Raw genomic sequence first — 24,536 nt, 5'->3', positions numbered from 1 at the left:
TTATAAAAATTTAATTTTATGAAAAATATTCGTAATTTTTCAATTATTGCTCATATTGATCATGGTAAATCAACATTTGCAGATAGATTAATAGAAATATGTGGTGGTTTATCTAAAAGAGAAATGACATCTCAAGTTTTAGATAGTATGATTTTAGAAAAAGAAAGAGGTATTACAATAAAAGCACAAAGTGTTTCTTTAAATTATAAAGATGATAACAATAATTTATATAAATTAAATTTTATTGATACACCAGGACATGTAGATTTTTCTTATGAAGTGTCTAGATCTTTATCTGCATGTGAAGGAGCTCTTTTGTTAATAGATGCATCACAAGGTATAGAAGCACAAACTTTATCAAATTGTAATACTGCTATTAAAATGGGATTAAAAGTTTTACCAGTAATTAATAAAATCGATTTATTAACTGCTAATATTGAAAGAACAAAAAAGGAAATACAAGAAATTATAGGTATTAAATCTCAAAATATTTTAAAATGTTCAGCTAAAACTGGATTAGGAGTTAAAAAAATAATAGAAAAATTAGTAAAAATTATTCCACCTCCTAAAGGAAATATTAATACAGTATTACAAGCTTTAATTATAGATTCATGGTTTGATAATTATTTAGGAGTAGTAGGATTAATTTGCATTAAAAATGGGCAAATTTTAAAAGGAATGAAAATAATAATTATTAATACAAAAAAAAGATATTTTGTAGAAAAAATTGGTGTTTTTACACCTAAAAAAGTAGAATTACAGAATTTAAAATGTGGTGAAGTTGGTTGGATAGTATTAGGAATAAAAGATATAAATGAAGTTCCTGTTGGAGCTACAATAACATCATATATAAAACCCGCTACTTTACCATTAGCTGGTTTTCAAAAAAGTATTCCTAAGGTTTTTGCTGGTTTATTTCCAGTTATATCTGATGAATATCAAATATTTAGTAATGCATTAAAAAAATTAAGTTTAAATGACTCTTCTTTATTTTTTGAACCAGAAAATTCTGATATATTAGGTTTTGGATTTAGATGTGGTTTTTTAGGTTTACTACATATGGAAATTATACAACAACGTTTATTAAAAGAATATAACATAGATATTATAATGACTATGCCTACAGTTAAATATCAAATAAAAACAATAAATAAACAAATTTTATATATAGATAATCCATCAAAATTTCCTTTATCTTATTTAATAACAGAAATAAGAGAACCTATTTTAAAATGTAAAATTTTATCTCCTATAAAATATATAGGTAAAATCATTAAATTATGTGTTTTAAAAAATGGAATACAGATAGATATAATATATCATAATAATAATGTAATTTTGATCTATGAAATTCCTATGATTGAAGTTATTATAAATTTTTTTGATCAATTAAAATCTGTTACAAAAGGATATGCATCTTTAGATTATAATTTTATTAGGTTTAAAAAATCTGATTTAGTTTGTGTTGATATATTAATTAATAAAAAACGTGTTGATGCATTAACAACAATTATTTATAAAAATAAAATTTACTCTTATAGTCGTTTATTAGTAGAAAAACTTAAAACATTAATTCCTAGACAACAATTTGATATTGTTATTCAAGCAGCAATAGGGAAAAAAATTATTTCTAGTACTAATATTAAACAATTACGTAAAAATGTTATTGCAAAGTGTTATGGTGGAGATATTAGTAGAAAAAAAAAATTAATTCAAAAACAAAAAGAAGGTAAAAAACGTATGAAAAATTTCGGAAATGTTTTATTACCATCTTCAGTTTTTTTAGCTATATTAAAAATAACAAAATAATTTATATCAAAAAAAACAATATGAATAAAAAAAAAATATTTTTTTTAAGTATTTTATTGTTAGGTTTTATATATTTATTTAAAAAAATGGGAATATTAAATAATTTTTATTTCTATAAAAATATTACAAATACATATATGAAAAAAAAAACTTGGTTCAAACAAATAAAATTTTTAATTTTTATAATATTATTCTTTTTTACAATACGTATATTTATATATGAACCTTTTTATATACTTTCTGATTCTATGATGCCTACTTTATTATCAGGTGATTTTATTTTAGTTAATAAATTTATTTATGGTATTAAAAATCCTTTAAGTAATCAATATTTTATTAAAAATAAATTTCCTAAAAGGGGAGATATTGTTGTTTTTAAATTTCCTAAAAATATTAAAATAAATTATATTAAAAGAATTATTGGATTACCAGGAGATTTTGTTTTTTATGATAAAAAAAATAAACAAGTTATTATATATTCTAAAAAACATATAAAAAAAAATATTATTAAATATAATAATCTTCAAAAAAGTAATTTTTTCCAAATTTTAATTAATAATAACAAAAAAAAAAATTATGATTTTAATAAAAATTCAATAAAACATCATTTTTTTGGTCAATTAAGATTTTTTCAATATACAGAAAATATAAATAAATCATCAAATAAAATTTTATTTTTACCAGAAATTCAAAATGAATTAGAAATATACAAACAAAAAAATTTTTCAAAATATACTTGGTTAGTACCTGATGAATGTTATTTTGTTATGGGAGATAATCGTGATAATAGTTATGATAGTAGATATTGGGGTTTTGTTAATAAAAAATATTTATTAGGAAAAGCTATTTTTATTTGGTTTAGTATTAAAAAAAATATAAATATACCATTTATAAAAATCAGATTCAATCGAATACATAAAATTAATTAATTTTTAAAAATATTACTTATTTTATATAATACATTTTAGATTAAAAATACAATTATATGAATTTTATTATGATTAGTCAATTACAACAAAAATTAGGTTATATTTTTAATCATCAAGATTTATTATATCAAGCTCTAACACATAGAAGTGCTAGTAGTAAACATAATGAAAGATTAGAATTTTTAGGTGATTCTATCTTAAGTTATATCATTGCTAAAGCTTTATATAATAAATTTCCTGATGTAAATGAAGGTAATATGAGTCGTATGCGTGCTACTTTAGTTAGAGGAAATACTTTAGCTAGTATTGCAAGAGGATTTAAATTAGGTGAATATTTATTTTTAGGTCCTGGAGAATTTAAAAATGGAGGATATAATAGAGAATCAATTCTTGCAGATACTATGGAAGCTTTAATAGGTAGTATTTGTTTAGATAGTAATATAAAAATAGTAGAAAAAATAATATTAATTTGGTATCAATTTAGATTAGAAAAAATATTACCAGGTAATAATCAGAAAGATCCTAAAACTAGATTACAAGAATATTTACAAAGATCACATCTTCCTTTACCTCATTATTTTATTTTACAAATTAATGGTGAAGTACATAATCAAAAATTTATAATACAATGTAAAATTAGTGGAATCTCTACAATTATTACAGGAAAAGGGTCAAGTCGTCGTAAAGCAGAACAATCTGCTGCAGAACAAGCTTTAAAAAAATTAGGTCTTTAATAATTAATTTATTTTAACAAAAGGTAATTTATGTGGACATAAAATCTTTATATTATGGACAAATTTTAATTTTAGGTAAATCTAATGTAGGGAAATCTACTTTAATAAATACATTAATAGGTAAAAAAATTTCTATTATTTCTCATAAAATCAATACTACTAATTATAATATAGTTGGATTATATAATAATAATTCTTATCAAATAAAATATATTGATACTCCAGGAAATATATTTTACAATAATAAAGTTTTAAATTTATTAAAAAATAATGAATTTAATTTTATTTTATTTATTTTAGATAGAAATAGATGGAATGATATAGAAGAAAAATTTTTAAAAATTTTAAATAAAACTAATATTCCAATAATAGTAGTTATTAATAAAATTGATAAAATTAAAAATAAAAATATTTTGTTACCATATATTAATTTTATTAAAAAAAAAATAAAAATATTTTTTTTGTTTATAGTTTCAGCAAAATATAAATTACATACTAATATTATTAATAATTTTATTTGTAAAAATTTACCTAAAAAAAAACATCATTATCCTAAAAATTATATTACAAATCAAACAGAAGAATTTATTATTAAAGAAATAATTAGAGAGAATATTATAAAATATATTCATAAAGAATTACCTTATTTAATATTTATTAAAATAAATTATCCTCAAAAAATAAAAATAATAAAAAATAAAATACAAGTATTATTTTTAGTAAATAATTTAAATCAAAAAAAAATAATAATAGGTAAAAAAGCAACTAAATTAAAATTAATTAAACATAAATCAGAACAAAATATAAAGAAATTTTTTAAAAGAAAAATAAATTTACAAATATGGGTACAAATTAAATAATTTATAAAAAATTAATTAAAATAAAGAATAATTATATGAAAATTATTGGTATTGGTATAGACTTAGTAGAAATTAATAGAATTAAAAATATATTTCAACATTTTAAAAAACGTTTTGTATATAAAATATTAACTAGATATGAATTATCTATCTACAAAAAAAATAAAAATAAAGATAAAAAAATAAAAATTTTAGCAAAATATTTTTCTGTTAAAGAAGCAGCAGTAAAAGCTCTTAATACTGGTTTTACTAATGGAATATTTTTTAATCAAATAGAACTTTTACATTATAAAACAGGTAAACCAAGATTAAAATTTTATAGTAAAGCATTAAAAATAATAAAAAACATAACTAATAACTATTATATTCATATCTCTATATCAGATGAAATTAATTATACTTGTGCAATAGTTATTATTGAAAAAATATAAATTATTATATAATATTTTTTTTAATCATATTATATGCTTTATGTATATTTTGAGTTTTAATTTTAGCAATTTCTAATTGTTTAGATGTATAACCTTTAGAAATTAATTTATCTGGATGATATTTGCTAATTAATTTATGATATGCTCTTTTAATAGTTAAAAGATTATCTTCAGGTTTAACTCCTAATAACTTATATGCTTGATTTAAATTAAATTCATTATAATTTATATTTTGATAATTATCATAATTAAAATTATTATTTTCTGTTTGTTTTTTAAATTTATAATCGTTTTTATAAGAAAATAAATCTTTTTCATTAATATTTTTATTTTTATATTTTAATTTATTAATTATTATCAAAACTTGATATAAAGATATTTTTAATTCTTGAAAAATAATAAATAATATTTTTCTAGTTTTTGGATTTAAAGATTTATTAATAAAAGATAATTCAAGTTGAATTTCTAAAAATTTATTTATTAAATTTGTATCTTTATAAATTAAATAATTTAAATTATTTAATTTATAAATTAAAGGATAATTTTTGTTTTTTCCATTTGTAAATGATTCATGAGCAAAAATAATATATTTACTATTTAATTTCATTTTTTTTATTAATTTTGTTGCTATCATTATATCATTGTTACTAACAAAACCTTTTGATTTACTTATATATCCCATTACTTCAAAAGTAATTTGAATAAATGATTTTTTTATATTATTTATACTATAATTATTTTTATAATAAAATTGATATATTTTATTAATTAAAAAACTAATTAATATAATTATTATTATATTCATAAAACTATAACTAATATTATAATTAATTATAAAACTTATTAAAAATAATAATAATTGTAGTAAAAAAAACATATAACCCTCAATAAATATATTAGAACTATAATTTATTATAATTAAATTATTAATTTATAAATATCTAAAAATTAATATTATTGGAAGTAATAAATATTGAATAAATTAAAAATCAAATTATTATATATTATATAAAATATAATTTTTTCTAGGATAAAAAATGGTAATTAGAAAAATAATATTTATTATAACAATAATATATTGTATATTTAATATTTCTGAATGTATATCTATGCCAATAGAAAATATTAATGGTATTGGATTTATTATAAATGATAAAATAATTCTTAAAGAAGAAATTAATGATATTTTAAATATATCTAATTATTTTCATAATAATGAAAATGAATTATTAAATTCAATATTAGATTTTAATAATCTTGAAGATTTAATAAAAAATAATCTTTTTTTACAAATTATAAAAAATAGTAATTTTTATGTTTCTAAAAAAAAATTAAATGATCTTATTTCAGAAATGTATAAACAAAATAATGTTAATGAAAATTTTTTAAAAAAAAGATTAATAAAAAATAACATTAATTATGAATTATATTATAATATTATGAGAAAAAATCTCTTAATTTATATTTTTAAAAGTATATTAATAAAAAATAATATCAATATTTTTGATGAAGAAATTGATTCTTTAACCAATCAGTTATATTTAAAATATCAATATCATAAAAAATATAATATTACTTTATTTTATTTAACAGTTAATAGATCAAAATCATTATTAAAAAATAATTTTAATTATAAATTATCATTAATTTCTAAATTATTAAATATATTAAAAAATAATAAATTAAATAATCATATAAAAAATATTAATAGTAATATATTTATTGAAAATTCAAAAATACAAAAAACAACCTTAAAAGGAACAGAAGATGAATTACCATCAATTTTAATTAATTATTTAGATAAATCAAAAAAAGGAGATATTATAGGTCCAATATATTTATATTCTAAGATTTTTCTTTTAAGAATAAATAATATTATATTAATAAATAACATAGATAATAAAAAAGTTTTATTACATATAATGTATATAGATAAACATAATTTTAATAAAAAAAATACCCAAAAAAAAATAAATTATATTTATTTTAATCTTTTAAAAAAAAAAATTACTTTTAAAAAAGCAATGCAATTATTTTTAAGTAATAAAAAAACAATTAAATTTAAAGATTATATCAGTTGGGTAACATTTAATTCTTTTTCTATAAAATTTCAAAAAATTATAAAAAAATTAAAAATAAACCAATTTAGTTTATTAATTAAAGAACCTAATGGATATTATATAATTCAATTATTAAAAGAAAAAAATAATTTAAAAACAAAAGATTTTTTTCAAAAACAAGCTTATGATATTATTTTTAAACAAAATTTGGAAAAAGAATCTAATTTTTTTATTTATGAATATGCTAAAACAATATATATTAAAAATTTAATGTAATGATATAATAAAATTTTATTTTTATAAAATAAAAGATATATATAAAATATATAAATTTTTTTAAAATAGATAATTTTTTTATATATAAAAAGTAATATTATGAAAATTTTTCTTAAGAAGAATTATGGACAACATATATTAATTAATAAAAATATTATTAAAAAGATAATTTTTTTAATAAACCCTAAATATTACCATAATATGGTAGAAATAGGGCCAGGGTTAGGTTCTTTAACTCTTCCTATAGTTAATTATAATAAAAATCTTTCAGTTATTGAAATTGATAAAAATTTAATTAATATTTTAAAAAAAAATAAAATTTTAATAAATTCAAATGTAAATTTTATATTAAGTGATGTTTTAAACTTTAATTTTTTTAATTTAATAAAAAAATTAAAAAAAAGAATACGTATATTTGGAAGTTTACCGTATAATATTTCTACTGCAATAATATTTTATTTATTGAAATATTTAAATAATATTAAAGATATGAATTTTATAATGCAAAAAGAAGTAGTAGATTGTTTGACTGCTCAACCTGGAGATAAAAATTATGGTCGTTTAAGTATAATAATGCAATTATTTTTTAAAATAAAATCTTTAATAGAAATTAAACCAAATTCTTTTTTTCCTAAACCTAAAGTAATTTCTAATATGATTTATATGAGACCGTATAATAATAATCCTTACAATTTAAATAATATTTTTTTTTTGAAGAAAATTATTAAACAAACTTTTAGTATGAGAAGAAAAATGTTACATAATAGTTTATTAAATTTGTTTTCTATAGAAGAATTAGATTTTTTAGGTATTGATCATAAAATTCGTGCTGAAAATGTTTCAATATCAGAATATTGTAAATTAGCTCGTTGGTTAGAATTAAAAAATAAAAGGTTATAAACTTATGAAATCATTATTATCTCAAGTTTATATAAGATCACATAGTATTTATATAGAATCACAATCAATACCTACGATTAATCGTTATGTTTTTGTTTATACAATTACCATACATAATATAGGTAAAAAAATATTACAATTAATTAGTCGTTATTGGACCATTACTAATGGTAATGGTCAAAAAACTCAAATATATGGTGAAGGAGTAATAGGGAAAAAACCATATATTAGACCAGGAAATAATTTTCATTATACCAGTGGAGCAATTTTAGAAACTCCTATTGGAATAATGCAGGGACACTATATCATGATAGATGAAAAAAATAATGTTTATCATGTAGATATTCCAATTTTTCGTCTAGCAATTAAAACTTATATTCATTGACATATATAAAAATGACTACTTATCTTATTGGAGATATTCACGGTTATTATAATGAACTCATCTCCTTATTAAAAAAAATTAATTTTAATTATAAAAAAGATCAACTATGGATTACAGGAGATCTTATTGCAAGAGGACCAGATTCTATAAAAGTATTATGTTATTTATATTCTATTAAAAATTCTGTAAAATTAGTTTTAGGAAATCATGATTTATATTTAATATCATTAGTATTAGGTTATTATAATAATGTTAATGATCCAAAAATTTTACAATTATTAGAAAATAAAAAAATAATATTTATTATAAATACTTGGCTAAAATACCAACCATTAGTACAATATGATAAAAATAAAAAAATCTTAATGTCTCATGCTGGTATTACACCACAATGGAATAATATAAAAGAAATATTATCTTTTTCTTATGAAGCAGAAAATATTATTTCTGGTAAAAATAATAAAATATTTATTGATTACATAAGTAATGAAGATTACCAAGTTAATGATTGGAAACAAAATACTTTAATAGGATTTGAACGTTTTAATTTTATTGTTAATTCACTAACAAAAATGAGATATTGTTATCCAAATGGAACTTTAGAAATGTTTACTAAAAAAGCTCCTGATAATATTTCTTCCACAGTGTTAAAACCTTGGTTTTCGATACCTAATATTTTATATAAAAAATATACAATATTTTTTGGTCATTGGTCTGATTTACAAGGAGGAAAATATACACCTAATAATATTATAGGATTAGATACTGGTTGTTGTTGGGGTAAAAAATTAACAATTTTTTCATGGGAAAAAAAAAAATTTTTTAGTGAAATTTGTAAAATTTTAAAATGAATATATTATTACCAATAAATCAATATTTTTTACGTTTATTTAAAAATAAATTTATCAATCATAAAGTACTTTTTGCAGGAAATATGAGAGATAAGATGCCAATTTATTTAGATACTCTGGTAAGTTTTATAAATACTCATAGATATGATTATTATATATGGTTAAAAAAAATAGTAAATCGTAATATTTATTACGGAATAATGAATGAAAATATATATAAAAAATATAATTTTAATGTTCTTATATTTTTTTGGTTAAAAAATAAAAAAGAATCTATTTTTATATTAAAAAATATATTATCATTATTTACTTTTAAAAGTGAAATTTATGTTATAGGAGCAAATAAGAGTGGTATAAAAAATATTAAAAATATTAAAGAATTAGAGATGATTTATTTTGAAAAAATTATTAATATAAGAAAACATATTATATTTTATGCAATTCTTAAAAAAAAAATATCATTTAATATAAATGATTATTGGAATTATTATTACTATGAAAATTTTAAAATATATAATTTACCTGGTGTGTTTGGAGGTAATAAATTTGATAGTGGTAGTAAGTTTTTAATTTCTACTATTTTTAATAATTTAAATATTAAAGGAAAAGTATTAGATTTAGGATGTGGTTCTGGAGTTATTTCTACAATATTAAGTAATAATATAAGAAAACATAGAAAAAAATTTTTGTTATATTCAACTGATATTGATATAAAAGCAATTATTTCAACTAAAAAAACATTAAATACAAATTTTTTAGAAAATAATAATGTATTTCCAAGTAATGTTTATTCTAAAGTAAATCAAAAATTTGATTTTATTATATCTAATCCTCCTATTCATGATGATTTATATTATTCGTTAAAATTTATTTATCAAATGATAAATAAATTTAAAAATAAAACAAAATATAATGGAAAATTATTATTTGTAATTAATAATTTTGTATTATGTTCAAAAATTTTTAATAAATTTTTATTTAAATTTGATATTTTATCTAAAAATAAAAATTTTTCTGTTTACAGTATAAAAAATATAAATAATTAAATATTAATTTATATCTTTTTTTATTCTTATTTTATATATTTAAATATAAATAATTTTATAAAAATATGTTTTTTAAAATAATTAATTTTATTAAATATAATTAAAATATATTTTTAATTTAAATTAAATATTTTTTATATGTAAAATTTAAAATTTAGAATTTAAAAAATTAAAAATGTAAAAATAATTAATAACTACTAAAATAAAATTAGTATAAAAAATTTTTATATTTTAAATATATACAAAAATTAAAAATAATATTATTTATTAATGATATTTTCATAAAAAATAAATATTTATTTTAAATAAAGTTTTTTATTTATTAAAATATTTTTTAGATTATTTTTTCGTATTAATATACGATATTAATATAAATTATATAATATATATAAAAGAATTAATTTTTATTAAAAAATTAAAAAAATTGTAATAGATAATCATAATTAAATATTATTATAAATAATATAAAAAAAGATAAATTATATAGTATATTATATACTTATTTCTTAATTAAATAAGAATAATATTCTTAATATTTATTTTTATCATTATAAAATTTTAAAAATATAATACTATTAATATAACTTATTATTAAAATAATTATTTTTTAAAATTCATGAAATACTTTGTTTTTTAATTTGTATTTTAAAAAAAATTAATAATTAAAATTACTTTATTTTTTATTTATTATAATAAAATTATATAAATAAAAAAATTTATATATTAAATAATATATGATCATGTTAAATTATAATTTAATTAAGAGGAAAATATGATATTAGTTACTAAAAAAGCTCCTGATTTTTATGCACCTGCTGTACTTCCTGATGGTTCAATAATTGATAATTTTAATTTATATAAATATTCAAAAAATACAATAACTATTATATTTTTTTGGCCTTTAGATTTCACATTTGTTTGTCCTACAGAAATTATAACATTTAATAAATATTATAATCATTTTAAAAAAAGAAATGTGAAGATATTAGGTATATCATGTGATTCCCAATTTGTACATTATGCTTGGAGAAATACTCCAATTAATCAAGGTGGTATTGGAAATATTAAATTTATAATGATATCTGATATTAAAAAAAATATACAAAAATCTTATGGAATTGAACATCCTGAATTAAGTATAGCATTAAGAGCTCTATTTTTAATAGATAAAAAAGGGATAATAAGACATCAATTAATAAATGATTTACCATTTGGTAGAAATATAAATGAAGTTATTAGAATGATTGATGCTGTAGAACATAATGAAAAATATGGTGATGTTTGTCCTGCACAATGGGAAAAAGGTAAAAAAAGTATAAACCCTACTTCTAAAGGAATTATAAATTATTTATCTAATAATATTAATGAATTATATTAATTTTTATTTTAATATATTATCAATACATTGAGCACGATAACGTAAAAAATGATCCATTAAAATTATAGCAACCATTGCTTCTCCTATAGGAACAGCTCTAATTCCTACACAAGGATCATGACGTCCTTGTGTAACACAAACTGTTTCTTTACCTAATAAATTAATTGTTTTTCCTGGTATAGAAATACTAGAAGTAGGTTTTACTACAAAATGTATAATAATATTTTGACCTGTACTAATTCCTCCTAATATTCCTCCTGAATTATTACTTTGAAATCCATTTAATCTTATTTCATCTCTATATTTACTTCCTAATTTATTAATAGAATTAAAACCATCACCTATTTCTATTCCTTTAACAGCATTGATACTCATTATAGCATGAGCTATTTCTGCATCTAATTTGTCGAATACTGGTTCTCCTAATCCTATCGGTACATTTTGTGCAATTATAGTAATTTTTGCTCCTATAGAATCACCATTTTTTTTTAAATTATTTATTAAATTTTGTAAAGATTTTATTTGATATTGATTAGGACAGAAAAAAGGATTTTTATTTACTTCATCCCAATTATCAAAATTACAGATTATATTACCTATTTGAGATAAATATCCTTGAATTTTTAAATTAAATTTCATTAATAAATATTTTTTAGCGATAGCTCCTGCAGCAACACGCATAGTTGTTTCTCTAGCTGATGAACGACCACCACCTCTATAATCTCTGATTCCATATTTTTTTTCGTAAGTATAATCAGCATGTCCAGGACGAAAAATATTTTTTATATTATTATAATCTTTAGATCTAACATCCATATTATTAATTTGTAGACCAATACTAGTACCTGTTGTTAAACCATTAAATACTCCTGACAAAATTTCTATTTTATCCATTTCTTTTCTTGGAGAAGTATATTTAGATGATCCTGGTTTACGTCTATCTAAATCTTTTTGTAAATCATTTGGTTTTAAAGGTATTTTAGGAGGAACTCCATCTATTATACATCCTAAAGTTTTACCATGGGATTCACCAAAAGTTGTAACTTTAAATAATTTTCCAATACTATTTCCTGCCATAATAAAATACTCCATAATTTTTAAAATTATATAAAATATGTACATATTAAATATTTTGCATTTTAAATATACCTATACCACCATTTTTTATATTTAACCATTGGAAACATTTTTCTGGATATTTTTCTATTATATTTATCATTTTATCACCTACTTCACAAATTAAGATACCATCTTTTTTAAGATAGGAAAATGCTTGAGATATTATTTTTTCAATAATTTCTGTACCATTATTATCTGAAACTAAACTAATTTTAGGTTCATATGAATATTCTTTTGGTAAAAAATTTATATCTTTTTTGTCTACATATGGAGGATTAGTAATGATTAAATCATAATTTAATTTTTTTAATTTTTCAAATAAGTTACTACAAATAGGAGTTATTCTATTTTCTAATCCATGTAATTGAATATTATATTCTGTTACATTAATTGCATCTAAAGAAATATCTACAGCATCTATGTGTGAATTAGGAAATAAATATGCACAAGCAATTGCAATACAACCACTTCCAGTACATAAATCTAATATATATCTAGGTTTTTTATAAGAAGGAATAATATATTTAAATTTATTATTAATTAATTCAGAAATTGGAGATCTAGGTATTAATACTCTATTATCAATATATAATTCATGTCCACAAAACCAAGTTTTTTTTGTTAAATATACTACAGGAATTTTTTTTTTAATACGTTTTAATACTAATTTATAAATTAATTTACGTTCTTTAAAAGATAATTTAGCATTATAAACTTTATCCCATAAATATGGAGGTAAGCTTAATACAGATAAAACTAAATTTAATGCCTCATCCCATGGATTATCATTACCATGACCATACCATAAATTAGACATATTAAAACAACTAGTTATCCAACGTACTATATCCTGGATTGATAATAATTCATATATAATTTCTTTCTTAAGAAGATGATGTAAATTTATTACCATATAATATATCCTATATATAAAAATAATTTAAAATAATTTAAATACAAAAATATATTTTATGATATAAAAAAAATTTTATTAATATTATTACTCCCCTGACTGGATTCGAACCAGTGACATACGGATTAACAGTCCGCCGTTCTACCAACTGAACTACAGAGGATTAATTAATTATTATATTATATTTAATATTTATATGTCAATAAAATTTTTGTATAAAAATATATTTAAATTTTTAATTTATATTATATTTTATACAAAAAATTGTGTAATAAATATATATAAATAAATTAATTTTTAAATTTATTTAATATTATAAATTTTTTAATTGTTGAAAATATATTTCATATTTTTTACTTATATTTATACCTACATCATTTTGCCATATACCTTTTTTAATTATTTCATTATTTGGATATAACATATTATTATTAAGCATGTCTATAGGTAATAATTTTTGAGCTTTTAAATTAGGAGTTGAATATCCAGTTTTTATAGCTATTTGAGCTGCAATATCTGGTCTTAATAAAAAATTAATTAATTTTAAAGCACCTTCGATATTTTTTGCATTAATAGGTATAACAAAACTATCCATCCAAAAAATTCCTCCTTCTTTAGGCCAAATAAATTTTAAGGGAATACCTAATTTTTTAACAGAATAAGCAGAACCATTCCATATCATACCTATATTTACAGAACCATCTATAAATGGATAACCAGGATTATCAGAATTAAATGAAATAATATTTGGCATTAATTTTTTTAATTCTATAAAAGATTTTTGAATATATTTTAAATTTTTAGTATTACCTGGATAACCTAATTTTAATAAGGCAATTTGAAATACTTCTTTTGCATCATCTATTAAAGAAATAGATTTATAATATTTTTTATTCCATAAATCAGCCCAACTATTTATATATTTAGGATTTATTTTGCTTGTATTAACTCCTATAGCTGTTGCTCCCCATATATATGGTATTGAATATTCATTATTTAAATCAAAAGGTTTATTTAAAAATTTTGGATCTAAATTAGAAAAATTAGGTATTTTTTTTTTTTCTATTTTTTGTATCATACCTTCATTTTTCATTTTAGCTACAAAATATGTAGAAGGAACAATTAAATCATATGATTGTTTTTTATAAGTTTTTAACTTTGTATACATACTTTCATTAGAATCATATGTAGAATAAATAACTTTAATACCAGTTTCTTTCGTAAATTTTTCTAAAATATTATCTGGAACATATTCTGTCCAATTATAAAAATAAATAATTTCTTGATGAAATTTATGATTATTTAAATATTTTTTTGTTATTGGTAGTAATATTAATATAAAAATAATACATATTAATCTAAAAAATAAAAACATTATTTTAAACCTTATAATTTAAAGTTATATTTCTATATTTTTATAACTATAGCTTCCATTTTTATTTGAACATTTTTAGATAATTTAAATACTTATAACCATGTTCTTATTGGATGACTTATAGTATTTTCTAAAAAATATTTTTTATAAAAAATATTTATTTTATCGTAATTATTAAAATTTTGTAAAAATATTGTATTTTTAATTATATTATTAATAAAAAATTTAATTTTTTTAAATATATATTCTATATTTCTTGAAATTTAAAAAGTTTGTTTATTAAAATCTAATATTATTTATTTATTAACTAGATTAATAGAAATTTAATCAGAAATAAAAATAATATTTTAAATAAAATTCTTTGTGAATATGGTCCTAAAAAAATTAATGTTTTTTTGTAAAAAAATTTTTTCATAATAAATAATTTATATCCAAAATTTTTTTTTATTTATCTTAATAAAATATTTTAATAATTTTAATATTTTTCTTTTAATAAAGAAGCTATTATTATAGCTTTAATGGTGTGAATTTTATTTTCTGCTTGTTGAAAAATAATACTATTGTTAGATTCAAAAACTTCATCTGTAATTTCTAATCCATTAAATAATTTATATTTAGATATAATTTTTTTATTAAAAAGTTTTTTATAGTGATTATATAAATGTAAAGAAGGTAAACAATGCATAATTTTAATATTAGGATTTTTACTTTTTACTAATAATGATTTATTTACTTGATAATTAAGAAATTTATTAATTTTTTTTTCCCATAATTTTAAAGATGTTTTTTCTCCCATAGATAACCAAATATCAGTATAAATAAAATCAGTATTTTTTATACCTACATTAATATTATCTGTTATGTGAATATTATTTTTGTTTTTTAATTTTTTTATAAGGTTATTTATATATGGATTATTACTTGCTTTAATTTTCTGCGGAGAAATTAAATATAATTCAAAACCAATAATAATTGATGCTTCTATTAAACTAAAAGAAATATTATTATTAATATCACCTATATAAGATAATTTTATTTGATCTATGTTTTTATTTTTTATATGTTCTTTTATAGTTAGTAAATCTGCTAATATTTGAGTAGGATGAAATTCATTTGTTAAACCATTCCATACTGGAATTTTAGAATATTTAGCAATAATCTCTAAATTTTTTTGATATTTTCCTCTATATTGTAATCCATCATACATATTACTTAAAATTCTTGCAGAATCTTTTAATGATTCTTTATATCCTATATGACTATCTTTAATATTTAAATAAGTAACATTTGCTCCTTGATCAAAACAAGCTATTTCAAACGAACATCTTGTTCTTGTTGAATTTTTTTCAAAAATTAAGATAATATTTTTATTTATTAATTTCTTTTTTTCTTTAAAAGTTTTTTTATCATATTTTAATTTTTCAGCAATTTTAATTAATTCAAGAATTTCTTCTTTTGAAAAATCTGTTAATTTTAAAAAATGTTTACTGTAAAATTGATTCATAATATAAATCCTTATTTATAAATAATTTTAATTAATAATAAATATTATAAACTTTTAATTAATAAAATTTTTTTTAATAATTCTTTTTTTAAAATTTTATAATTTTTTATTTTTTCTAATTTTTTTTGTATAATTTTTTTCGGTGCTTTAGATAAAAAATTTTTATTTTTAATATTTTTATTTAAAATATTTATCATTTTTTGATTATTTTGTAATTTAATATTAATTTTATTTAATAAAAATTTTTTATTAATGATTTTTATATTTAAAGATATTGCAAATTCAATTTTATTTATTTTATTTATTAATGTTTTTTCTGGAAAATTAACATTATTTTCTAGAAAAAAAATTTTTTTAATATTAACAAATTTTTTTAAAATATTTATATTTTTTTTAATAAAAATATCTAATTTATAATTAATATTTTTTATGTATAAATTTATTTTCTTTTTATTATCTATATTCATTTCTATTTTAGATTCACGAATAATAGTAATTATTTTAATAAAAACATTAAAAATTTTTATAGATTTTAGATCTATTTTAAATTGATTAAATTTAGGAAAAGTTTGTATCATAATACTATTATTATATTCAGTTTTATTATTTTTATTTATTTTTTGCCATATAATTTCAGTAATAAATGGAATTATAGGATGTGATAATTTTAGAAATGATTTAAAAATATTAAATAATGTATAATGTGTTCCTGAATATTTTAATTGATTTTTTTCTTGAAAAATAAATTTACTATATTCTAAATACCAATTACAAAATTTATTCCATATAAAATTATATATAATATTAGTTGAATGATCGAATCTATATTCATTTAATGATTTTGTATAAGATTTAATAATTAAATGATATTCAGACCAAATCCATTTATCTACTAAAGATAAATTTTCTTTATTTTTAATAAATTCATATTTTATATTTTTTAGTATAAAAATACCAGCGTTCCAAATTTTATTACAAAAATTACGATATCCTTCTAATCTATTTATATCCCAACATATATTACGACCAGTAGATGATAAAGAAGCTAATGTAAATCTTAATGCATCTGCTCCATAAATCTTATTTGATATTTTTTTTTCTATATTTTTATTATTTTGATTATTTAATATATTTTTTGATAAAGTTCCTTCAATAAAATCTATAGGATTAATAATATTTCCTTTAGATTTAGACATCTTATTACCTTTATTATCTCTTATTAATCCTGTCATCAAGATATGTTTAAAAGGAATTTGTGGAATATTATTTTTATTTTTAACACAATACATTGTCATCATTATCATTCTAGATATCCAAAAAAAAATAATATCAAAACCACTTACAATAACACTAGTAGGATGAAATAAAAAAAAATCTGTTTTATTATTAGGCCAATTTAATGTAATAAAAGTCCATAAACTAGAAGAAAACCATGTATCTAAAACATCAGAATCTTGTACTAAAGATATATTTTTATCTAAATTATATTTTTTTTTTATTTCTTTTAAATTTTTACCCACATAAATATTATTATTATGATCATACCAAGCTGGTATTTGATGTCCCCACCATAATTGTCTAGAGATACACCAATCTTGAATATTATTCATCCAAGAATAAAACATATTTTTATATTTTTTTGGAAAAAATTTTATTTGTTTTTTTTTTACAGCATTTATTGCATTTTTTGATAAAATTTTTGTATTTAGATACCATTGATTTGTTAACATAGGAATAATTATAGTATTACTACGAATATTAAATGGGATAAGTGTAAATTTTTTTTTATATGAATCTAGTAATCCTTTTTCTTTTATTTTTTTTATAATAATATTTCTTGCTTTCATAAAATTAATTTTTTGTAATTTTTTAGGTATATTTTCATTAAATAAAATATTTGTTTCTTGTTTGTTATAAATTTGGTATTTATTTAAAATATTACCATTTAAATCAAAAATATTAATTAAAGGTAAATTATGTTTTATTGCAATTTTATAATCATTAAAATCATGAGCTGGACTAATTTTTACACATCCTGTTCCTTTTTCTATTTTAGCATAATCATCTGCTATAATAGGAATTTTACGTTTAATTATTGGAATGATTACAAATTTTCCAATTAAATTATTATATCTCTTGTCTAATGGATTAATTGCAATTGCAGTATCAGCTAATAATGTTTCAGGACGTGTTGTAGCTACAGTTAAATAATTTTTATTATTTATAGTTTTTATATTATTTGATAATAAATATTTTATATACCAAATATTTGTTTTTATTTTTTTATGCTCTACTTCTAAATCAGAAATTACAGTTTTTAATTTAAAATCCCAATGTATTAATTTTTTTTTTTTATATATTAATCCATCATCATAAAGTAAAATAAAAATATCTCTTACAGATTTAATAAATTTACTATCCATTGTAAATCTTGTTTTTTCCCAATCTGCAGACAAACCTAATCGTTTCATTTGATTATAAATAATATTACTGTATTTTTTTTTCCACTTCCAAATATTTTCTAAAAAAAAATTTTTACTATAATCATTTTTTATTTTTCCTGTTTCTTTGAAAATTTTTTTTTCTATTAAATTTTGGGTTGCAATACCTGCATGATCTATTCCTACTTGACATAATATATTTTTTCCTAACATACGATTATAACGTATTAAAATATCAATAATTGTACATTGTAATGCATGACCCATATGTAAATATCCAGTAATATTTGGAGGTGGAACCATAATAGAAAAATATTTTTTAGAATTTTTTATTAATCTTTTTTTTAAATATTTATTATTTTCCCAATAATTGTAAATTTTTTTTTCAAAAAAATTTGGATTATATATTTTATCCATGATAAAAAATATCCTATATAAATATAATGTATATTAAATTGATTATTTGTTATTTAATGTTTCATTAATTAGAAATTGACATAACATATTAATAGGTCTACCTGAAGAAATTGCTTTTTGATTTAAATAATACCATGCTGTTCCTGCAATATCTATGTGAGCCCATTTATATTCTTTAGTAAATTTAGATAAAAAACAAGCTGCAGTAATCGCTCCTCCAGCTATATTATTACTACTATTAACTAAATCAGCAAAATTAGATTTTAATTGATCATAATAACTTTTATCATCTATAGGTAATTCCCAAACACGATCATCTGTTTCTAATGAAGATTTCATAATATTTTCAGATAATTTTTTATTATTAGTCATTAAACCACTTATATTATTACCTAATGCTATAACACAAGCTCCTGTTAAAGTAGCAATATCAATAACATATTTAGGATTATATTTTTTTATATAAGTTAATATATCACATAAAATTAAACGTCCTTCCGCATCTGTATTTGTAATTTCTACAGTAATTCCAGACATTGTTTTTATAATATCACCAGGTCTATATGCATTACCATCAGGCATATTTTCACATCCAGCTATAATAGCAATAATGTTTAAAGGTAATTTAAGTTCAGCTATTGCATATATAGTTCCATAGACAGCTGCTGCACCACACATATCATATTTCATTTCCTCCATATTTTTACTAGGTTTTAAAGATATACCTCCAGAATCAAAAGTAACTCCTTTACCTAAAAGTATTATGGGTTTTGATTTATCATTATTTTGATACTCTAAAATAGAAATAAAAGGTTTATTTTTTGAACCTTTACTTACAGTAAGATAGGTATTCATACCTATTTTTTTCATAATATTTTTATCAATAATCTTTACAAAAATGTTTTTATATTTTTTTGCTAATTTTAATGATTTAATAGATAAATATTCAGGAGTACATATATTTGGAGGAAGATTAGCTATATTTTTAGCTTTTTTTATACCTAAATTAATTGCTTTTGAGTGTTCTATAGCAGTATAATAACAGCTACTAGAATTATTATTAATATTAAATATTATTTTTGATGAAAAATACAATAAATTATTTTTAAATTTATTAAATATATAAATATTATTTTCTATAATATTAATTGTATCTCTTATGTTCCAATACAAATTACAGTTATTTATTTTTACGTCTGTAAGACACCAAATAATCTCTTTAATTTTATATTTTTTTAATAAATTAATTACATTATTAATAATTAATTTATTTTGTGTTCTATTAATATTATTTTTAATACCATACCCAATAAGAACTATTTTTTTAAATGGAAAATTAGGAATTTGATATAAAATAATATTTTGATTAATTTTTCCTTTTATATTGTTTTTTTTTAATGTATCTAATATATAGTTATTAGATATAATATTAATTTCTTTTGTAATTTTAGAAAATTTATATTTTTCAAATATAGGTATTACTATGCAATCTAATAATTTTTTTTTAAAAAAAATTGTTTTTTCTGCTATATATTTCATTTATTTTCTCCAAAATAATATATGGAAATAAAAATAATTTATATTATAAATAAAAATTATTTTATGTATTAAAAATATTATAATAAAATATTAGATAGAATAATATATAATATTATTTTAAAAAATAATATTATATAAATACTTTATTTTAAAAAAAATTAATATTAATAACTAAATTAGTTCATAATTAGTAAGAAAATTACAAATTTTTAAAAAAATTTGTATTTACCCCCTTGATGAGTACAGATGTGTCCCCATTTCCTCTTCATCAAGGATTATGTTTTAGAATATATAAATTACATATATTATAATTATTTGTATACCAAAATTTTTTATTATAAAAATAATTATAAATTTATAGGAGTTATTTAAATGAGTAAGATAATTGGTATTGATTTAGGAACAACTAATTCTTGTGTAGCAATTATAGATGGATCTAAAGCACGTGTTTTAGAAAATTCAGAAGGAGATAGAACTACACCTTCTGTTATTGCATATACTCAAGATGGTGAAATTTTGGTAGGACAACCAGCAAAAAGACAAGCTATTACTAATCCTAAAAATACTCTTTTTGCAATTAAAAGATTAATAGGAAGACGTTTTAATGATGAAGAGGTACAACGTGATATAAAAATTATGCCTTATAAAATTGTAAGAGCAAATAATGGTGATGCATGGATAGATATTAACGGGAAAAAAATGGCTCCACCACAAATTTCAGCTGAAGTTTTAAAAAAAATGAAAAAAACAGCTGAAGATTTTTTAGGATTTAAAGTAAATGAAGCTGTTATTACAGTACCTGCATATTTTAATGATGCACAACGTCAAGCAACAAAAGATGCAGGTCGTATTGCAGGTTTAGAAGTAAAAAGAATTATAAATGAACCTACAGCTGCTGCGTTAGCATATGGATTAGATAAAGAACAAGGTAATAATCGTACTATAGCTGTTTATGATTTAGGAGGAGGAACATTTGATATTTCTATTATTGAAATAGATAATGTTGATGGAGAAAAAACATTTGAAGTATTATCAACTAATGGAGATACTCATTTAGGAGGAGAAGATTTTGATAGTCGTATAATTAATTATTTAGTAACAGAATTTAAAAAAGATCAAGGAATAGATTTAAAAAATGATCCATTAGCAATGCAAAGATTAAAAGAATCTGCGGAAAAAGCAAAAATTGAATTATCTTCAGCACAACAAACTGATGTTAATTTGCCTTATATTACAGCAGATTCTACGGGTCCAAAACATTTAAATATTAAGTTAACAAGAGCAAAATTAGAATCTTTAGTAGAAGATTTAATAGATCAATCAATTAAACCATTAAAAATGGCTTTAAAAGATGCAAACTTGACTGTTAATAATATTAATGATGTAATTTTAGTAGGTGGACAAACTCGTATGCCTATGGTTCAAAATAAAGTAGCATCTTTTTTTAATAAGGAACCAAGAAAAGATGTTAATCCTGATGAAGCTGTAGCAATAGGAGCTGCAGTACAAGGAGGAGTATTAGCTGGAGATGTAAAAGATGTGTTATTGCTAGATGTAACTCCATTATCTTTAGGAATTGAAACAATTGGTGGAATAATGACATCATTGATTGATAAAAATACTACTATTCCTACTAAACATAGTCAAGTGTTTTCAACAGCTGAAGATAATCAATCTTCTGTTACTATACATATTTTACAAGGAGAACGTAAAAGAGCAAATGACAATAAATCTTTAGGTCAATTTAATTTAGATGGTATTAATCCTGCTCCAAGAGGTATTCCTCAAATAGAAGTCACATTTGATATAGATGCTGATGGAATTTTACATGTTTCTGCAAAAGATAAAAAAAGCGGAAAAGAACAAAAAATTACTATACAAGCATCATCAGGTTTAAATAAACAAGAAGTTGAAAATATGATAAAAGATGCAGAAGCAAATAGTGAATCTGATCGTCTTTTTGAAGAATTAGTTAAAATACGTAATGAAGGAGATCAACTTATACATAATACAGAAAAAAGGATTAAAGAAGTTGGTGATCAAATTAAATCAGAAGATAAAATATTAATTAATAATGCAATTAATGATTTAAATAAATCTCTTAAAACAGAAAATAAAAACGATATAAAAGAAAAAATACAAAAATTAATAGAATTATCTAGTCGTATTATGACTTTTAATCAAAATGATAATAAAGATAATAATAATAATGATATACAAAAAAAAAATAATAATATGAAAAATAATAATCAAGATAATGAAGTTGTAGATGCTGAATTTGAAGAAATTAAAGATAAAAAAAAATAATTTTTATTATATATAATTATTTTTTTTATAGAATTATAAAAATATGTTAATACCGTTTATAGAAGATAATAATCGGTATTAAGTAATTGTGGGGTTAGATTAGGATAGTTATTTATTATGGCAAAAAAAGATTATTATGATATTTTAGGTGTTACTAAAAATGCTGAAGATCGTGAGATTAAGAAAGCATATAAACGTTTGGCTATGAAGTTTCATCCAGATCGTAATCCCGGAAATAAAAATGCTGAAGATAAGTTTAAAGAAATTAAACAAGCTTATGAAATTTTAAGTAATGCTAAAAAACGAGCTGCATATGATGCATATGGTCATTCTGCTTTTGATCATGAAAATATAAATAATACAACAACTGATTTTAGTGATATTTTTGGAGATGTTTTTGGTGATATTTTTGGTGGGAATACAAAAAATAAACAAAGTTCTAAAAGAGGATCTGATTTAAAATATTTAATTGAACTTTCTTTAGAAGATGCGGTAAAAGGAATAACTAAAGAAATTAAAATTCCTATTTTAAAAAATTGTAATTATTGTAATGGAACAGGATCTCAAGGTACGTTACAAAAATGTTATACATGTAATGGTTTAGGACAAATTCATATGAGTCAAGGATTTTTTACTGTTCAACAAACTTGTCCTAAATGTCATGGTCAAGGAAATTTTATAAAAAATCCTTGTTTTTATTGTAAAGGTAAAAAAAAAATTGAAGTTTATAAAACTTTATCAGTAAAAATTCCTAGTGGAATTAATTCAGGAGATCAAATTAGATTAAGTGGAGAAGGAGAAATAGGTTACAATAAATTTTCATCTGGAGATTTATATATAGAAATTAAGATTAAAAAACATCACCTTTTTACTCGTAAAGAAAATAATTTATATTGTGAACTACCTATTAATTTCATTACAGCTATTTTAGGTGGAAATATAGATATTCCTACCTTAAATGGTTATGTAAAATTAAAAATTCCTCAAAGTACTCAAACAGGTAAAATATTTAGAATACGAAACAAAGGAATTAAATCCATTAAAAACAATAATTTTGGTGATTTATTTTGTAAAATAAAAATAGAAATTCCAATTAATTTAAATAATACACAAAAAAAAATTTTATATAAATTAGAAAAAAGTTTTAATGAATTTTCTGATTATCGAAATTATCCTAAATTAAAAAAATTTTTAGATAATATTAAAAATTTTTTTCATAAAATACAATTTTAAAAATAATAGAGGGTATAAAAAATAAATTT

General features: G+C 18.9%; 21 protein-coding genes and 1 tRNA gene. 13 read left to right on the top strand and 9 right to left on the bottom strand.

The window, feature by feature from the left end; genetic code table 11:
* The first annotated feature begins 18 nt into the window (after positions 1 to 18).
* Genes lepA through acpS form a run of 5 tightly spaced genes read left to right on the top strand, consistent with a single transcriptional unit; the run spans position 19 to position 4,763 of the window.
* Entirely contained in the window at positions 19 to 1,809 is a 1,791-nt protein-coding gene (gene lepA, locus GJT89_RS00820; protein ID WP_168894663.1) for a translation elongation factor 4, read from the top strand.
* A gap of 20 nt (positions 1,810 to 1,829) precedes the next feature.
* On the top strand, positions 1,830 to 2,738 hold the full coding sequence (gene lepB, locus GJT89_RS00815; protein ID WP_168894662.1) for a signal peptidase I: 909 nt from the start codon (positions 1,830 to 1,832) through the stop codon (positions 2,736 to 2,738).
* Between the two features lie 56 nt (positions 2,739 to 2,794).
* Positions 2,795 to 3,472, top strand: coding sequence for a ribonuclease III (rnc, locus tag GJT89_RS00810; RefSeq protein ID WP_168894661.1), 678 nt, complete (start codon positions 2,795 to 2,797; stop codon positions 3,470 to 3,472).
* A 32-nt stretch (positions 3,473 to 3,504) separates the two neighbouring features.
* The gene (era, locus tag GJT89_RS00805; RefSeq protein ID WP_168894660.1) at positions 3,505 to 4,332 is read left to right on the top strand and encodes a GTPase Era; all 828 of its coding nucleotides are present in this window, start codon (positions 3,505 to 3,507) and stop codon (positions 4,330 to 4,332) included.
* A gap of 35 nt (positions 4,333 to 4,367) precedes the next feature.
* Positions 4,368 to 4,763 (top strand): holo-ACP synthase, encoded by a 396-nt coding sequence (gene acpS / locus GJT89_RS00800; protein ID WP_168894659.1) that lies wholly within the window; start codon positions 4,368 to 4,370, stop codon positions 4,761 to 4,763.
* A 4-nt stretch (positions 4,764 to 4,767) separates the two neighbouring features.
* On the opposite strand, the gene djlA is transcribed toward acpS, so the two are convergent.
* Complete coding sequence (djlA, locus tag GJT89_RS00795) at positions 4,768 to 5,640, bottom strand: co-chaperone DjlA (RefSeq protein ID WP_168894658.1); 873 nt, start codon at positions 5,638 to 5,640, stop codon at positions 4,768 to 4,770.
* 160 nt (positions 5,641 to 5,800) lie between these two features.
* On the opposite strand from djlA, the gene GJT89_RS00790 reads away from it, so the two are divergent.
* The 6 genes from GJT89_RS00790 (at position 5,801) to GJT89_RS00765 (ending at position 11,659) form a co-directional block, all read left to right on the top strand.
* A complete protein-coding gene (locus GJT89_RS00790; protein ID WP_168894657.1) occupies positions 5,801 to 7,099 on the top strand; it encodes a peptidylprolyl isomerase in 1,299 nt (432 codons plus the stop codon).
* A 99-nt stretch (positions 7,100 to 7,198) separates the two neighbouring features.
* The gene (gene rsmA, locus GJT89_RS00785) at positions 7,199 to 7,999 is read left to right on the top strand and encodes a 16S rRNA (adenine(1518)-N(6)/adenine(1519)-N(6))-dimethyltransferase RsmA (protein WP_168894656.1); all 801 of its coding nucleotides are present in this window, start codon (positions 7,199 to 7,201) and stop codon (positions 7,997 to 7,999) included.
* 4 nt (positions 8,000 to 8,003) lie between these two features.
* The gene (apaG, locus tag GJT89_RS00780; RefSeq protein WP_168894655.1) at positions 8,004 to 8,384 is read left to right on the top strand and encodes a Co2+/Mg2+ efflux protein ApaG; all 381 of its coding nucleotides are present in this window, start codon (positions 8,004 to 8,006) and stop codon (positions 8,382 to 8,384) included.
* Between the two features lie 11 nt (positions 8,385 to 8,395).
* Positions 8,396 to 9,235, top strand: coding sequence for a symmetrical bis(5'-nucleosyl)-tetraphosphatase (locus GJT89_RS00775; protein ID WP_168894654.1), 840 nt, complete (start codon positions 8,396 to 8,398; stop codon positions 9,233 to 9,235).
* A complete protein-coding gene (locus GJT89_RS00770; RefSeq protein WP_168894653.1) occupies positions 9,232 to 10,281 on the top strand; it encodes a methyltransferase in 1,050 nt (349 codons plus the stop codon). Before GJT89_RS00775 ends, GJT89_RS00770 begins: the two co-directional genes overlap by 4 nt.
* Before the next feature lie 772 nt (positions 10,282 to 11,053).
* Positions 11,054 to 11,659, top strand: a complete 606-nt coding sequence (locus GJT89_RS00765; protein ID WP_168894652.1) for a redoxin domain-containing protein — start codon at positions 11,054 to 11,056, stop codon at positions 11,657 to 11,659.
* 3 nt (positions 11,660 to 11,662) lie between these two features.
* Here the strand turns inward: GJT89_RS00765 and aroC are convergent, their stop codons facing one another.
* The 8 genes from aroC to GJT89_RS00725 form a co-directional block, all read right to left on the bottom strand.
* Positions 11,663 to 12,736 carry a chorismate synthase gene (gene aroC / locus GJT89_RS00760; RefSeq protein ID WP_168894651.1) on the bottom strand — a complete coding sequence of 358 codons (1,074 nt, stop codon included), beginning with the start codon at positions 12,734 to 12,736 and terminating at the stop codon, positions 11,663 to 11,665.
* 46 nt (positions 12,737 to 12,782) lie between these two features.
* Positions 12,783 to 13,691, bottom strand: a complete 909-nt coding sequence (gene prmB / locus GJT89_RS00755) for a 50S ribosomal protein L3 N(5)-glutamine methyltransferase (RefSeq protein ID WP_168894650.1) — start codon at positions 13,689 to 13,691, stop codon at positions 12,783 to 12,785.
* Between the two features lie 90 nt (positions 13,692 to 13,781).
* Positions 13,782 to 13,854: transfer RNA gene (locus GJT89_RS00750), tRNA-Asn, on the bottom strand.
* A 150-nt stretch (positions 13,855 to 14,004) separates the two neighbouring features.
* Positions 14,005 to 15,066: an extracellular solute-binding protein gene (locus GJT89_RS00745; RefSeq protein ID WP_168894649.1), complete on the bottom strand. Its 1,062-nt coding sequence runs from the start codon at positions 15,064 to 15,066 to the stop codon at positions 14,005 to 14,007.
* A gap of 92 nt (positions 15,067 to 15,158) precedes the next feature.
* Positions 15,159 to 15,317, bottom strand: coding sequence for a RidA family protein (locus tag GJT89_RS02275; RefSeq protein ID WP_425484086.1), 159 nt, complete (start codon positions 15,315 to 15,317; stop codon positions 15,159 to 15,161).
* Positions 15,318 to 15,541: 224 nt separating this feature from the next.
* Entirely contained in the window at positions 15,542 to 16,570 is a 1,029-nt protein-coding gene (gene argF, locus GJT89_RS00735) for an ornithine carbamoyltransferase (protein WP_168894648.1), read from the bottom strand.
* Between the two features lie 44 nt (positions 16,571 to 16,614).
* On the bottom strand, positions 16,615 to 19,428 hold the full coding sequence (locus GJT89_RS00730) for a valine--tRNA ligase (protein ID WP_168894647.1): 2,814 nt from the start codon (positions 19,426 to 19,428) through the stop codon (positions 16,615 to 16,617).
* Positions 19,429 to 19,470: 42 nt separating this feature from the next.
* Entirely contained in the window at positions 19,471 to 20,967 is a 1,497-nt protein-coding gene (locus tag GJT89_RS00725) for a leucyl aminopeptidase (protein WP_168894646.1), read from the bottom strand.
* 372 nt (positions 20,968 to 21,339) lie between these two features.
* On the opposite strand from GJT89_RS00725, the gene dnaK reads away from it, so the two are divergent.
* Complete coding sequence (dnaK, locus tag GJT89_RS00720; protein WP_168894645.1) at positions 21,340 to 23,274, top strand: molecular chaperone DnaK; 1,935 nt, start codon at positions 21,340 to 21,342, stop codon at positions 23,272 to 23,274.
* A gap of 117 nt (positions 23,275 to 23,391) precedes the next feature.
* Positions 23,392 to 24,507 carry a molecular chaperone DnaJ gene (gene dnaJ, locus GJT89_RS00715; protein WP_168894644.1) on the top strand — a complete coding sequence of 372 codons (1,116 nt, stop codon included), beginning with the start codon at positions 23,392 to 23,394 and terminating at the stop codon, positions 24,505 to 24,507.
* The last annotated feature ends 29 nt before the right edge of the window (positions 24,508 to 24,536 follow it).

It is taken from the genome of Enterobacteriaceae endosymbiont of Donacia versicolorea (genome assembly GCF_012570965.1).
In the GTDB taxonomy this organism is placed as follows: Bacteria; Pseudomonadota; Gammaproteobacteria; order Enterobacterales; family Enterobacteriaceae.
This window is presented reverse-complemented; position numbering and strand designations above follow the sequence as displayed.